10 protein-coding genes are annotated in these 15202 nt (G+C 57.9%); 8 read left to right on the top strand and 2 right to left on the bottom strand.

Annotated features, from left to right (window positions below; translation table 11 throughout):
- Positions 1 to 37: 37 nt before the first annotated feature.
- The 4 genes from ACR3EN_RS03280 to ACR3EN_RS03265 all read left to right on the top strand — a co-directional run bounded on the left by ACR3EN_RS03280 (position 38) and on the right by ACR3EN_RS03265 (position 3581).
- Positions 38 to 973, top strand: a complete 936-nt coding sequence (locus tag ACR3EN_RS03280; protein ID WP_480869523.1) for a homocysteine S-methyltransferase family protein — start codon at positions 38 to 40, stop codon at positions 971 to 973.
- A gap of 232 nt (positions 974 to 1205) precedes the next feature.
- Positions 1206 to 1655 (top strand): 50S ribosomal protein L11, encoded by a 450-nt coding sequence (gene rplK, locus ACR3EN_RS03275; RefSeq protein ID WP_113791694.1) that lies wholly within the window; start codon positions 1206 to 1208, stop codon positions 1653 to 1655.
- A gap of 1 nt (position 1656) precedes the next feature.
- Positions 1657 to 2355 (top strand): 50S ribosomal protein L1, encoded by a 699-nt coding sequence (rplA, locus tag ACR3EN_RS03270; RefSeq protein WP_480825456.1) that lies wholly within the window; start codon positions 1657 to 1659, stop codon positions 2353 to 2355.
- Between the two features lie 203 nt (positions 2356 to 2558).
- On the top strand, positions 2559 to 3581 hold the full coding sequence (locus ACR3EN_RS03265) for a Hint domain-containing protein (RefSeq protein ID WP_480825454.1): 1023 nt from the start codon (positions 2559 to 2561) through the stop codon (positions 3579 to 3581).
- Between the two features lie 7 nt (positions 3582 to 3588).
- Here the strand turns inward: ACR3EN_RS03265 and ACR3EN_RS03260 are convergent, their stop codons facing one another.
- A complete protein-coding gene (locus ACR3EN_RS03260) occupies positions 3589 to 4560 on the bottom strand; it encodes an aminoglycoside phosphotransferase family protein (protein WP_480825452.1) in 972 nt (323 codons plus the stop codon).
- 391 nt (positions 4561 to 4951) lie between these two features.
- Here ACR3EN_RS03260 and rplJ point away from each other — a divergent pair, with 391 nt between their 5' ends.
- The 4 genes from rplJ (at position 4952) to rpoC (ending at position 14603) form a co-directional block, all read left to right on the top strand.
- Complete coding sequence (gene rplJ, locus ACR3EN_RS03255) at positions 4952 to 5470, top strand: 50S ribosomal protein L10 (RefSeq protein WP_170714638.1); 519 nt, start codon at positions 4952 to 4954, stop codon at positions 5468 to 5470.
- Between the two features lie 79 nt (positions 5471 to 5549).
- A complete protein-coding gene (gene rplL / locus ACR3EN_RS03250; protein ID WP_010441182.1) occupies positions 5550 to 5924 on the top strand; it encodes a 50S ribosomal protein L7/L12 in 375 nt (124 codons plus the stop codon).
- A gap of 250 nt (positions 5925 to 6174) precedes the next feature.
- Positions 6175 to 10311, top strand: a complete 4137-nt coding sequence (gene rpoB / locus ACR3EN_RS03245) for a DNA-directed RNA polymerase subunit beta (protein WP_480825450.1) — start codon at positions 6175 to 6177, stop codon at positions 10309 to 10311.
- Positions 10312 to 10361: 50 nt separating this feature from the next.
- Positions 10362 to 14603 carry a DNA-directed RNA polymerase subunit beta' gene (gene rpoC / locus ACR3EN_RS03240; protein ID WP_480870693.1) on the top strand — a complete coding sequence of 1414 codons (4242 nt, stop codon included), beginning with the start codon at positions 10362 to 10364 and terminating at the stop codon, positions 14601 to 14603.
- Positions 14604 to 14721: 118 nt separating this feature from the next.
- Here the strand turns inward: rpoC and fosX are convergent, their stop codons facing one another.
- Positions 14722 to 15126 carry a FosX/FosE/FosI family fosfomycin resistance hydrolase gene (gene fosX, locus ACR3EN_RS03235; protein WP_480534634.1) on the bottom strand — a complete coding sequence of 135 codons (405 nt, stop codon included), beginning with the start codon at positions 15124 to 15126 and terminating at the stop codon, positions 14722 to 14724.
- Between the last annotated feature and the right edge of the window lie 76 nt (positions 15127 to 15202).

The following is a 15202-nucleotide window of genomic DNA, read 5'->3' as shown; positions in this document are numbered from 1 at the left end:
AATTCGTCTCCGCCAATGTGGCAATGATCCAACGAAGATGTTCGAGGAGCGTAAAATGGCGCGGAAACTCCCACATGAAAGTGAAAAACACTTCCTTGTCTATGCGGGTACGGGTACGGACCTGATCTTCAATCACGGCATTGAGCTTCCGGGGTTTGCGTCTTTCCCATTGCTGGAGAAACCTGAAACGCGGGCCGTTTTGGCGCAGCAAATGCAGGAATTGGTTGAGTTGTCTGGGGATATGGGTGTGAGCTGCATACTCGACGCTCCTACCTGGATGGCAAATGCCGATCGGGCTGCGCCGTTGGGCTACGATGCAGAGAAGCTCCGAAAAGTGAATAAAGACGGCGTTGCTTTGATGGACGAGGTACGCAATGCATCTGGTCGCGACGATGTCTTGGTTTCGGCTTGTATCGGTCCCAGATATGATCCCTATGCAGATATTCCTCCTATGCCAGTTGAGCAGGCACGCGAATACCATGGCGTGCAACTGTCGACCCTGAAAGAAACCAGTGTCGATCTGGTGACGGCTTATACGTTCAATCGCGTGAATGAGGCCGTTGGCTGTGTTCTGGCAGCGCAAGACTTCGATTTGCCAATCATCATGTCACTCGTTGTAGAAACTGACGGGTGTCTGGCTGACGGGACAAAGCTGACAGATGCCTTGAACCAAATCGAATTGGAAACAGACAGCGCAGCGCTCTTCTATATGGTGAATTGTGCGCACCCCGCGCACTTTGCGGACGCTCTGAAAAAACACCCAAGACTCAAAGGCGTAGTGGCCAACGCATCGCGCTGTTCGCATGCGGAACTGGATGAAGCTAAGGAATTGGACGAGGGTGATCCTGTTCAACTGGGTCAGGAGATTGCGCATGTTGTGCGGGACAATCCCTCTATTCGGGTGTTTGGCGGTTGTTGCGGAACGGACATGCGACACCTAAGGCAAATGGCGCTCAAAGTGGCCGATCTATGAACTGCGGGCTGTCGTCTGGTTCCTCCTACAATAGTGATGCCAGGGATCGATGCGGTCTTTTCCGATTGCAGCCCCAGCCCCTTGCCAACCCCACCATTCCCCTATACACGCCGCCTCTATCGTCTTCGGGCGAGATTCTCTCGTGGGAGGTTGCAGGGATCGCGATCCCGGATCGGACCACGCAACATAAACCGGGTGGGACGCGTCCTACCTACGTTGAAAGGAAAACCAAATGGCTAAGAAGCTTGCTGGTACAATGAAACTGCAGGTTCCTGCAGGTCAGGCGAACCCCTCGCCGCCAGTTGGTCCGGCGCTGGGTCAGCGCGGCATCAACATCATGGAATTCTGCAAGGCGTTCAACGCCAAGACCGCAGACATGGAGCAAGGCGCGCCTTGCCCGACCGTGATCACCTATTATCAGGACAAGTCCTTCACCATGGACATCAAGACGCCGCCCGCGTCTTATTACCTGAAAAAAGCAGCTGGTCTGAAGCCGGTTGGCAAGCGTAACCGCCCTCGTGGTGCCGAGAACCCAGGTCGTGAGACCGTGGCCACCGTGACCACCAAGCAGGTTCGCGAAATCGCCGAAGCCAAAATGAAAGATCTGAACGCCAATGACGTCGAAGGCGCAATGCAGATCATCCTGGGCTCGGCCCGCTCTATGGGCATCGAGGTGAAGTAAGATGGCAAAACTCGGTAAACGTACCCGCGCTGCGCGCGAAGCTGTCGCTGGCAAGGAAAACCTGTCGGTTGAAGAAGCGGTTGCCCTGGTCAAAGGCAACGCAACCTCGAAATTCGACGAGACCATCGAAATCGCGATGAACCTGGGCGTCGACACTCGTCACGCAGACCAGATGGTGCGCGGCGTTGTCGGCCTGCCCAACGGCACCGGCAAAGCGATGCGCGTTGCTGTTTTTGCTCGTGGCCCCAAGGCCGACGAAGCCAAAGAAGCAGGCGCTGATATCGTTGGTGCAGAAGACCTGATGGAAACCATTCAGGGCGGCACCATCGAATTCGATCGCTGCATCGCCACCCCGGACATGATGCCCATCGTTGGCCGTCTGGGTAAAGTTCTGGGCCCGCGCAACCTGATGCCGAACCCCAAAGTTGGCACCGTGACCATGGACGTGAAAGCGGCCGTGGAAGCAGCCAAGGGTGGTGAAGTTCAGTTCAAGGCGGAAAAAGGCGGCGTAGTACACGCCGGTGTTGGCAAAGCGTCGTTTGACGAAGCCAAGCTGGTCGAAAACGTCCGTGCTTTTGTCTCGGCCGTTGCCAAGGCCAAGCCGTCTGGCGCCAAAGGTACCTACATGAAGAAAATCGCGCTGAGCTCGACCATGGGTCCGGGCGTGACTGTCGATGTGGCAGAGGCAGCGGGCGAATAAAGCCCGCTGATTTTCTAGCAGTTCAGACCCGGGCAGCGCAGGCTGCCCGGGTTTCTTTTTTGGCAGCCGCTGTGGCAGCGGGCAAAAAAGTGATCACCAAGTGGGATTGATCGTTTTTGTGATTTCGTCGATACCGGAAGGGGAGTGACCAGGGGTGATGCTCGGATGGCGCTTGTTTGTTTGTTCGCAGTATACGGGTCACTATGGTTTTACGAAGTTTCTTTGCTCAGGACAGCGAAAGTCTTGAGGTTATCTCAAGCGGCAATCCGGCGATTGTCGGCGGTCCGATTGTCAATAACTCCGATACTCCGGATGGCACGATCTTTGAGTATTCGGCGGGAAGCGGAACCACCATCACGTTGGACGACACATTTGATGTGGACGTCTTCAACGATGACCTGCCGGGCAGTCATACCATTACGGACGGGGGCGGTCTCGTTGCCGATGGTCAGGGGGTTGAATCTGAATCCCTTATAGTTGTGCGGGCGCTGGATGCTGACGGCAATCCGACTGGCCCCGAGATCACGATCTACGTGTTTTCGCAGGGCGGCGTGTTTTCCGATGTCTGGGGTTATGGCACATCCGAGCCGTTGGTTGACGGCACGCAGTATATCAAGGTCAGCGGGTCGAATGCCGGCGCTTCGGCTTATACCGATTATATTCCATGTTTTGCCGCGGGGACTCTGATCAAGACCGCCGCGGGCGATCTGCCGGTCGAAGATATCCGCGCGGGCCAAAGGGTCTGGACCCGGGATGGGGGCCTGCAACCAGTGCTTTGGGCAGGTCATACCGAGGTTCGAGGGGCCGGTGCTTTTGCACCTGTTTTCATTGCTCCCGGCGTGATCGGCAACAGCACGCAGCTTGTGCTGTCGCAGCAGCACCGGGTTCTGGTCGAGGCTTCTGCCGCAGAGATGCTGTTTGGCACGGCCGAAGTGTTGGTGGCGGCCAAGCATCTGTGTGGGTTGCCGGGGGTGGAAATCCGTGAGGTGGACCGTGTCTGCTATACCCATTTCATGTTCGACCGCCATCATCTGGTACGCTCGAACGGTGCGCTGACCGAAAGCTTCTTTCTGGCCAGCAATTCGGTGGGTGCGCTGAACATGCGGCAACGCGCCGAGATTATGGCGCTGTTCCCTGAACTGGACAGTGCCGGGGCCGGGTTCGGCCCTACCGTCGCGCCGACGTTGGGTGCGCGCGATGCGTCGGTCTTGTGCGGCTATATCTGAGCGCGCCTCAGATCAACGTATCGGTCAAGGTCAGTTTCAGCCGCAACCGCAGGCGGTCTGCGCGATGGCGTTCATAGTCGCTGTAGTCGCGGTCTTGCTGGCACAACAGCAACCAGTCACGCATCAGTCGACCGCGCAGGCAAAAGTCCAGGATGTCGATGTTTATCGGATGGCGATAGAGGCGAAAGAACATCGCTTTGTTGCGACGCAAGATGCCGCTGCGGTCCAAATCTTCGGCATCTCCGGGGCGAAATACATCGGCTTTCAGGAAATCGACGATATCGTAGACCGCCAGCTTGTCCCGCGCTTCGGTGAAATCCAGCCCGATGGCTGTGCCCTGACCCAGGATCAGGTTCAGGCCGTGGAAATCTCCGTGCGAGAACACGCGTGTGTCTTCGCGCCCGCGCAGATGCACCGCGTCCGCGCGCATGATGTTCATCATCCGTTGATAATCATTGCGGACATGCGACTTGATGGTGTCCGAGGAATTGCGGATGCGCTCCATCATCCATTGTGGCCAGAACGCGTAAGGCTGCGCCGGTTGCACGCTGTGCAGGTCATGCAGCCACGCCCCCGCCCGGCGATAAACCTGCGCAACCCTGTTGTCGTCGGGCTCGTTATAGATCACGTCCAGTGCTGTGGTACGGTCGACGAACTCGGTGACAAAGAACTGACCCGATGGCGAAAGATAGGTGGGGGTTACGACCCGTGACGTTGCAGTTTTTGCAAAATGCGCGCTCAGGTCGGTCAGAACGCTGTATTCGTGCTGCAAGCGACCGGTTTCGGGCGAGTCCAGATCGATCTTGAGCGCGAAATCGCGATTGTCGGTGGTTAGGCGCAGAACCAGCCGCTTGCCCGGAAAGTCGTGCGAGCGCTTGACGCCGACAATAGAGGTGACTGGCCCCGAGCGGGTGGCCTGCGCAAATTCTTCGCTATATTTCGTGGCCCGCTGCGTTTCGTCAGGTGTGAGGGTCAGCATGCCGGGGTGGGATTGCAGCGTTGTTCGTCATACATTGGTGTGACGGGACACCACAGGCGCAGGCATGTCAATCCCGCTCGCTGCGCGATATCCTGCGAAGCCTTTGAAAAGGACAATTTACCCCTTGGAAACCCCGCGCGTCTGCCCTAAAGAGACTTGCGGAGTAAAGCGTGCGATTCGTCGTGCGCTTTATTTCGTTTCGTCCAAGACGGTGGGTGGTGCAATATGGCCCCTTAATTCCCTGCCTGAGACGGGTAAGACCAAAGAATTCTGAGGGTCCCACCCTCGGGCGCATTTTGGCCAATCCCGTAACAACGGACCTGAACGCCGGAGCGAAAGCTGCGGCAAATATGAGCCGGGGTGAGATATCGCCCCTAACTTGGAGAGAACTGTGGATAGAGCCCAGAAAGAGAAAGTGGTCGAGGAACTCGGCCAAATCTTCGAAAGCTCTGGCGTCGTAGTGGTTGCTCACTACGCCGGTCTGACAGTTGCCGAGATGCAGGACCTTCGCGCACGTGCACGTGACGCGGGTGGTTCCGTGCGTGTTGCCAAGAACAGGCTCGCCAAAATCGCCCTTGAGGGTAAGCCGTGTGAAAGCATGGCCGACCTGCTGACAGGGATGACCGTTCTGACCTATTCCGAGGACCCCGTGGCAGCAGCCAAGGTGGCCGAGGACTTCGCCAAGGAGAACAAAAAGTTCGAAATCCTTGGCGGTGCAATGGGCGAGAACGCTCTGGACCGCAAAGGCGTCGAAACAGTTTCGAAAATGCCGTCTCGCGAGGAGCTTATTGCTTCGATCGTGGGCTGCATTGGCGCACCTGCTTCGAACATCGCCGGCGCGATTGGCGCACCTGCAAGCAATATCGCAAGCATCCTTTCCACCATCGAAGAGAAGGCGGAAGCTGCGTAAGCGGTTGGCACTGAATGATCTGCGTAGGGGTATGCCCCTGACGTTGGAACACACACTGTAAACGGAAAGAGCTGATAAAATGGCTGATCTGAAAGCACTCGCAGAAAGCATCGTGGGTCTGACCCTGCTGGAAGCACAAGAACTGAAAACCATCCTCAAAGACGAATACGGCATCGAGCCCGCAGCTGGCGGCGCCGTAATGGTTGCAGCCGGTGGCGACGCCGGTGGCGCAGCTGAGGAAGAAAAAACCGAATTCGACGTCGTTCTGAAGAACGCCGGCGCTTCGAAAATCAACGTGATCAAAGAAGTTCGCGGCATCACCGGTCTGGGCCTGAAAGAAGCCAAGGAACTGGTCGAAGCTGGCGGCAAGATCAAAGAAGGCGTGTCGAAAGACGAAGCCGAAGAAGTCAAAGGCAAGCTGGAAGCAGCTGGCGCCGAAGTCGAGCTGGCCTAAGCCAACCGACAGGTGCATCGCTGATGCGCCGCAAAATTTGGCTGGGTCCGGAGAAATCCGGGTCCAGCCGAACCTGTCTTAGAAAGGGCCTCATTCGCAGGGGCGTTTTCTAAGACACGGTTTTCGGATCGGGAGGCCGCCTTCGGGACGGTGGCCACGAATTGATCCGGACGTGTTGTCTCGATTGTGCAAGATGCCGGGGCCCGACGGTGTCTTTGCCCGCTGAGAACATCGAAAGGTGACATCTGACATGGCTCAAACGTTCCTTGGCCAGAAACGTCTTCGTAAATATTACGGCAAAATCCGCGAAGTTTTGGAAATGCCGAACCTCATTGAGGTCCAGAAATCTTCTTATGATCTTTTCCTGCGCTCCGGCGATGCAGAACAGCCCACAGACGGCGAAGGCATCAAAGGCGTGTTCCAGTCGGTTTTCCCGATCAAGGATTTCAACGAAACCTCCGTGCTGGAGTTCGTGAAATACGATCTGGAAAAACCCAAATACGACGTCGAAGAGTGTATGCAGCGCGACATGACCTACAGCGCGCCGCTCAAGGTCACTCTGCGTCTGATCGTGTTTGATGTCGATGAGGACACCGGCGCGAAATCGGTCAAGGACATCAAAGAACAGGACGTGTTCATGGGCGATATGCCCCTGATGACGCCGAACGGGACGTTCATCGTGAACGGCACCGAGCGTGTGATCGTCTCCCAGATGCACCGCTCGCCCGGTGTGTTCTTTGACCACGACAAGGGCAAAACCCATTCCTCGGGCAAACTGCTGTTTGCCTGCCGCATCATCCCGTATCGCGGCAGCTGGCTGGACTTTGAGTTCGACGCCAAGGACATCGTGTTCGCCCGTATCGACCGTCGCCGCAAGCTGCCTGTGACAACCCTGCTGTACGCGCTGGGTCTGGATCAGGAAGCGATCATGGACGCGTATTACAACACCGTGTCCTACAAGCTGGATAAGAAGAAAGGCTGGGTCACGCCGTTCTTCCCCGAGCGTGTGCGCGGCACCCGTCCGACATATGATCTGATCGACGCGAAATCCGGTGAAGTGATTGCCGAAGCCGGCAAGAAAGTCACCCCGCGCGCCGTTAAAAAGCTGATCGACGAAGGTGCTGTTACCGACCTGCTGGTGCCCTTCGACAACATCGTCGGCAAGTATGTCGCCAAGGACATCATCAACGAAGAAAACGGCGCGATTTATGTCGAAGCCGGTGATGAGCTGACCCTTGAGTATGACAAAGACGGCGATCTGATCGGTGGCACCGTTAAAGACCTGATGGATGCGGGCATCACCGACATCCCGGTTCTGGACATCGACAACGTCAACGTTGGCCCCTACATGCGCAACACCATGGCTCAGGACAAGAACCTGAACCGTGAAAGCGCGCTGATGGACATCTACCGCGTCATGCGCCCGGGCGAGCCGCCCACCGTCGAAGCGGCCTCGGCCCTGTTCGACACCCTGTTCTTCGACAGCGAGCGCTATGACCTGTCCGCCGTTGGCCGTGTGAAAATGAACATGCGTCTGGCTCTGGACGCGCCTGACACCCTGCGCACCCTGCGTCGCGAAGACATCGTGGCCTGCATCAAGGCTCTGGTCGAGCTGCGTGACGGCAAAGGCGACGTGGACGATATCGACCACCTCGGCAACCGTCGTGTGCGTTCGGTCGGCGAACTGATGGAAAACCAGTACCGCGTTGGCCTGCTGCGCATGGAGCGCGCGATCAAAGAGCGTATGTCGTCGGTCGAGATTGACACCGTCATGCCGCAGGACCTGATCAACGCGAAACCGGCTGCGGCTGCTGTCCGCGAATTCTTCGGCTCGTCGCAGCTGTCGCAGTTCATGGACCAGACCAACCCGCTGTCGGAAGTCACCCACAAACGCCGTCTCTCGGCGCTTGGCCCCGGTGGTCTGACGCGTGAGCGTGCAGGCTTTGAGGTGCGCGACGTCCACCCGACCCACTATGGCCGGATGTGCCCGATTGAAACGCCGGAAGGTCCGAACATCGGTCTGATCAACTCGCTGGCCACTTTTGCCCGCGTGAACAAGTATGGCTTCATCGAAACACCGTATCGTGTCGTCAAAGACGCAGAGGTGACCGATGAGGTTCACTATATGTCCGCGACCGAAGAAATGCGTCACACCGTGGCGCAGGCGAACGCGACGCTGGATGCGGATGGCAAGTTCATCAACGATCTGGTGTCGACCCGCCAGGCCGGTGACTACACGCTTGCCCCGCGCGAGAATGTGGACTTGATCGACGTAAGCCCAAAACAGCTGGTCTCGGTCGCTGCATCGCTGATCCCGTTCCTTGAAAATGACGACGCCAACCGCGCTCTGATGGGCTCGAACATGCAACGTCAGGCGGTTCCGCTGCTGCGGGCCGAGGCACCGCTGGTCGGTACGGGGATCGAGGAAAAGGTCGCGATCGACTCGGGCGCTGCGATTCAGGCGAAACGCGCCGGTATCATCGACCAGGTCGATGCCCAGCGTATCGTTATCCGTGCCACCGAGGATCTGGAACTGGGCGACGCTGGCGTTGACATCTATCGTCTGCGCAAATTCCAGCGTTCGAACCAGAACACCTGCATCAACCAGCGTCCGCTGATCAAGGTAGGTGACACCGTCCAGAAGGGCGAGGTCATTGCCGATGGTCCGTCGACCGATATGGGTGAACTGGCGCTTGGTAAGAACGTGGTCGTCGCGTTCATGCCGTGGAACGGTTACAACTACGAAGACTCGATCCTGATCTCGGAACGCATCGCGCGTGATGACGTCTTTACCTCGGTCCATATTGAGGAGTTTGAAGTCGCCGCCCGTGACACCAAGCTGGGCCCGGAAGAGATCACCCGCGACATCCCCAACGTTGGTGAAGAAGCGCTGCGCAACCTCGACGAGGCGGGCATCGTTTACATCGGCGCGGATGTTGAGCCGGGCGATATTCTGGTCGGTAAGATCACTCCGAAGGGCGAAAGCCCGATGACCCCGGAAGAAAAGCTGCTGCGCGCCATCTTTGGTGAAAAAGCATCTGACGTGCGCGACACCTCGCTGCGCGTGAAGCCGGGCGATTACGGTACGGTCGTTGAGGTCCGCGTCTTCAACCGTCACGGTGTCGAGAAAGACGAGCGTGCGCTGCAGATCGAGCGTGAGGAAGTCGAACGTCTGGCCCGTGACCGGGACGACGAGCTGGCGATCCTTGACCGCAACATCTATGCGCGTTTGCAAGGCCTGATCCTGGGGAAAACCGCTGTCAAAGGCCCGAAAGGCGTCAAGGCAGGGTCGGTGATCACCGAGGAGCTGCTGGAAACCCTGACCCGTGGCCAGTGGTGGCAGCTGGCGCTGGAAGGTGAGCAGGACGCACAGATCGTTGAAGCTCTGAACGAGCAGTACGAAGTGCAAAAGCGTGCTCTGGACGCCCGTTTCGAAGACAAGGTCGAGAAAGTCCGCCGTGGCGACGACCTGCCGCCGGGTGTGATGAAGATGGTCAAAGTCTTCATCGCCGTGAAGCGCAAGCTGCAGCCGGGCGACAAGATGGCCGGTCGTCACGGGAACAAAGGTGTGATCTCCAAGGTTGTTCCGATGGAAGACATGCCGTTCCTGGCCGATGGTACGCCGGTTGACTTCTGTCTGAACCCGCTGGGTGTGCCTTCGCGCATGAATGTTGGTCAGATTCTGGAAACCCACATGGGTTGGGCCGCACGTGGTCTGGGTCTGAACATCGATGAGGCTCTGGGTGAATACCGCCGCTCCGGCGATCTGACCCCGGTGCGCGAAGCGATGAAGCTGGCTTATGGCGAGGATGTCTACGAAGAAGGCATCACTGGTCTGGACGAGGATGGCCTGATCGAGGCTGCGGGCAACGTGACTCGTGGTGTTCCGATCGCAACCCCGGTCTTCGACGGTGCCAAAGAGGCGGACGTCAACGACGCGCTGGTGCGTGCGGGCTTCTCGGAAAGCGGTCAGTCGGTTCTGTTCGACGGTCGCACCGGTGAGCAATTCGCGCGTCCGGTCACCGTGGGCATCAAGTACCTGCTGAAACTGCACCACCTTGTGGACGACAAAATCCACGCGCGTTCGACTGGCCCGTACTCGCTGGTCACCCAGCAGCCGCTGGGTGGTAAGGCGCAGTTCGGTGGTCAGCGCTTTGGTGAGATGGAGGTCTGGGCTCTGGAAGCTTACGGCGCCGCCTACACCCTGCAGGAGATGCTCACCGTGAAATCGGATGACGTCGCAGGCCGGACCAAGGTCTATGAGTCGATCGTCAAGGGCGAGGATAACTTTGAAGCGGGCGTACCGGAATCGTTCAACGTTCTGGTGAAAGAAGTCCGTGGCCTCGGCCTGAATATGGAACTCCTGGATGCGGAGGTTGAGGAGTAAGGGCGCTGCCCTTTCTCCCGTCCCCCCTTCCGCAAGATTTGAGGTAACAAATGAACCAGGAAATCACCAACAACCCGTTCAACCCGCTGACGCCCCCGAAGGTTTTCGACGAGATCAAGGTCTCGTTGGCGTCGCCCGAGCGGATCCTGTCTTGGTCCTATGGCGAGATCAAGAAACCCGAAACCATCAACTACCGGACGTTCAAGCCTGAACGTGACGGCCTGTTCTGCGCGCGTATCTTTGGCCCGATCAAAGATTACGAATGCCTGTGCGGCAAATATAAGCGGATGAAGTATCGCGGCGTTGTCTGCGAGAAATGCGGTGTGGAAGTCACTCTGCAAAAAGTCCGCCGCGAGCGTATGGGCCATATCGAACTGGCCGCGCCTGTCGCACATATCTGGTTCCTGAAGTCGCTGCCGTCCCGCATCGGTCTGATGCTGGACATGACGCTGCGTGATCTGGAACGTGTTCTGTACTTTGAAAACTACGTCGTCATCGAGCCCGGTCTGACTGACCTGACCTACGGCCAGATGCTGACCGAAGAAGAGTACATGGATGCGCAGGATGCTTATGGCATGGACGCGTTCACCGCGAACATCGGTGCCGAAGCCATCCGTGAGATGCTGGCCCAGATCGATCTGGAAGCCGAAGCCGAGCAGTTGCGCGCTGATCTGGCCGAAGCAACCGGTGAGCTGAAGCCCAAGAAAATCATCAAGCGCCTGAAGGTTGTTGAATCCTTCCTCGAGTCGGGCAACCGTCCCGAATGGATGGTGATGACCGTGATCCCGGTCATTCCGCCGGAACTGCGTCCGCTGGTTCCGCTGGATGGTGGTCGTTTTGCGACCTCGGATCTGAACGATCTGTATCGCCGCGTCATCAACCGGAACAACCGTCTGAAGCGTCTGATCGAACTGCGCGCACCTGACATCATCGTCCGCAACGAAAAGCGGATGCTGCAGGAATCTGTTGACGCTCTGTTCGACAACGGCCGTCGCGGCCGCGTGATCACCGGCGCCAACAAGCGCCCGCTGAAATCGCTGTCGGACATGTTGAAGGGTAAGCAGGGCCGCTTCCGTCAGAACCTTTTGGGTAAGCGCGTCGACTTCTCGGGTCGTTCGGTCATTGTGACCGGTCCGGAACTCAAACTGCACCAGTGTGGTCTGCCCAAGAAGATGGCGCTGGAGCTGTTCAAGCCGTTCATCTACTCGCGCCTTGAAGCCAAGGGTCTGTCTTCGACCGTGAAACAAGCGAAGAAACTGGTCGAGAAAGAGCGTCCCGAAGTGTGGGATATCCTCGACGAGGTGATCCGCGAACACCCTGTCATGCTGAACCGTGCGCCAACGCTGCACCGTCTTGGTATTCAGGCGTTCGAGCCGGTCCTGATCGAAGGGAAAGCCATCCAGCTGCACCCGCTGGTCTGTTCGGCCTTTAACGCCGACTTCGACGGCGACCAGATGGCCGTTCACGTTCCACTGAGCCTTGAGGCGCAGTTGGAAGCCCGTGTTCTGATGATGTCGACGAACAACGTTCTGTCGCCTGCAAACGGCGCGCCCATTATTGTCCCGTCGCAGGATATGATCCTGGGTCTGTACTACGTGACTCTGGAGCGCGAAGGTATGCCGGGCGAAGGCAAGGTCTTTGGCTCGATCGAAGAAGTTCAGCATGCGCTGGACGCCGGTGAGGTGCATCTGCACTCAAAAATCACCGCGCGGATCACGCAGATCGACGACGAAGGCAACGAAGTTCAGAAGCGTTTCGAGACCACTCCGGGCCGTCTGCGTCTGGGTGCCTTGCTGCCGATGAACAACAAAGCGCCGTTCGAGCTGGTCAACCGCCTGCTGCGGAAGAAAGAAGTGCAGCAGGTGATCGACACCGTCTACCGTTATTGCGGTCAGAAAGAGTCGGTTATCTTCTGTGACCAGATCATGTCGATGGGCTTCAAAGAAGCGTTCAAGGCGGGCATCTCGTTCGGTAAGGACGACATGGTTATCCCGGATGACAAGTGGGGCATCGTTGATGACACCCGCGGTCAGGTGAAGGACTTTGAACAGCAGTACATGGATGGCCTGATCACTCAGGGCGAAAAGTACAACAAAGTTGTCGATGCCTGGTCGAAGTGTAACGACCGCGTCACCGAGGCCATGATGTCTACGATCTCGTCGTCGGATCGGGCAGAGGACGGCTCTGAACAAGAACCGAACTCGGTCTACATGATGGCCCACTCCGGTGCGCGTGGCTCGGTCACTCAGATGAAACAGCTGGGCGGTATGCGCGGCCTGATGGCCAAGCCGAACGGTGACATCATCGAGACGCCGATCATCTCGAACTTCAAAGAAGGTCTGACCGTTCTCGAGTACTTCAACTCGACCCACGGTGCCCGTAAGGGTCTGTCGGATACCGCTCTGAAGACGGCGAACTCGGGTTACCTGACCCGTCGTCTGGTGGACGTGGCGCAAGACTGTATCGTGCGCGAGATCGACTGTGGCACCGAGCGTGCGATCACTGCCGAAGCAGCCGTGAACGACGGTGAGGTTGTCGCCTCGCTGGCTGAACGTGTGCTGGGCCGTGTGGCGGCTGACGACGTTCTGCGTCCGGGCACCGATGAGGTGATCGTGGCTGCAGGTCAGCTGATCGACGAACGTATGGCCGACACCATTGATGAAGCCGGTGTTGCCTCGATGCGCATCCGCTCGCCTCTGACCTGTGAGTCCGAGGAAGGCGTCTGTGCAACCTGCTATGGTCGTGACCTTGCACGCGGTACCATGGTGAACACAGGTGAGGCTGTCGGCATCATCGCCGCCCAGTCCATCGGTGAACCCGGCACACAGCTGACGATGCGGACCTTCCACATCGGTGGTGTTGCGCAAGGTGGTCAGCAGTCGTTCCAGGAAGCCAGCCAGGAAGGTGTTGTTTCCTTCGAGAACCCGCAGATTCTGGTCAATGCCGCAGGCGAAAGCCTGGTCATGGGCCGGAACATGAAGCTGGTGATCAGCGACGAACATGGCGAAGAGCGGGCCAGCCACAAGCTGGGCTACGGCTCCAAGCTGTTCGTCAAGGACGGAACCAAAGTGGCCCGTGGCGACAAGCTGTTCGAGTGGGATCCCTACACCCTGCCGATCATCGCCGAGAAAGCCGGTACTGCAAAATATGTTGACCTTGTTTCGGGCCTTGCTGTCCGTGATGAGACCGACGATGCAACCGGTATGACCCAGAAGATCGTGATCGACTGGCGCGCGGCCCCCAAAGGCAGCGACCTCAAGCCTGAGATCATTCTGGTCGGCGAAGATGGCGAGCCGGTCCGCAACGATGCGGGCAACCCGGTTCACTATCCGATGTCGGTGGATGCGATCCTGTCGGTCGAAGACGGTCAGCAGGTCGAAGCCGGTGACGTTGTCGCGCGTATCCCACGTGAAGGTGCCAAGACCAAGGACATCACCGGTGGTCTGCCGCGTGTGGCCGAACTGTTCGAAGCGCGTCGTCCGAAAGACCACGCAATCATTGCAGAAGCAGATGGTTACGTGCGCTTTGGCCGCGACTACAAGAACAAGCGCCGCATCAGCATCGAACCGGCGGACGAGTCCATGGAGACCATCGAGTACATGGTACCCAAGGGCAAGCACATCCCGGTCGCCGAAGGGGACTTCATCCAGAAGGGTGAATACCTGATGGACGGTAACCCGGCTCCGCATGACATCCTGTCCATCATGGGTGTCGAAGCGCTGGCGGATTACATGATCGACGAAGTGCAGGACGTGTATCGACTGCAGGGCGTGAAGATCAACGACAAGCACATCGAGGTCATCGTGCGCCAGATGCTGCAGAAGTGGGAAATCCTGGATTCAGGCGACACCACCCTGCTGAAAGGCGAGCATGTCGACAAGCAGGAGTTCGACGCGGCCAACGAGAAGACCATCGCCCGCGGTGGTCGTCCGGCACAGGGCGAGCCGATCCTTCTGGGGATCACCAAAGCCTCGCTGCAGACGCGTTCGTTCATCTCGGCGGCATCGTTCCAGGAAACCACCCGCGTGCTGACCGAAGCCTCGGTTCAGGGCAAGAAGGACAAGCTGGTTGGCCTGAAAGAGAACGTCATCGTCGGCCGCCTGATCCCCGCCGGTACCGGTGGGGCGACCCAGGCCGTTCGCCACATCGCGCAGTCGCGCGACAATGTGGTCATCGAAGCCCGCCGGGAAGAGGCCGAAGCGGCCGCTGCTCTGGCCGCGCCGAGCTTTGACGACGATATGGTCGGGGATGAGCTGGACGTTCTGGTGGAAACCCCGGAAAGCCGCGAATAAGCGTCACGACTTAAACCGATTAAGGCCCTGCAGTTTTGCGGGGCCTTTTTCTTTCGCGGGTGCCCGGTTTCTTGAAAAGAAACCGCCCCTGAAACTTTTCAAGTTTCAGGCCCCCAAGTCAGCTTTGGGCGTAACGTCTCAACCGCTCTTCCAGTGTGCCGCTGTGCAACTCGAACATGTGATTGTCGTGATCATAGAAATAGATCGAGTGCCCTTCGCCCGAAACCCGCGACCGGCCTTCTCGCACTTCGAGGCCGAGGGACTGGATGCGCTGCAACCGATCGTCATATTCATCTTCACCCATCTTGAAGGCGACATGATTGTAAGTTTTTTCGGCCAGCGGGTCGCCCTCCATCGTGGCAACCCAAATGCCGCCGATGTCGAAGAAGCGTTCTTTGGACAGGGAAAATGTTCGGTCGCCGCTGTCATAGATCTTTCTGGCATCCAGAACGGTTGTCAGCATCTCCTCCATCTTGTCGAGGTCTTTTACGATGAACGTCATGTGACTTAGGCCTTCGATCACGGTATACCTCTTTGATTTGGCTGGATTTCACCATAGCAGAGCGCAGGGCTCTGTCAGCAGGGTCTTCATTGAGACG

This window comes from Ruegeria sp. G7 (genome assembly GCF_056535465.1).
The sequence above is the reverse complement of the archived record's forward strand: the minus strand, read 5'-3'. Positions and strand labels throughout refer to the sequence as shown.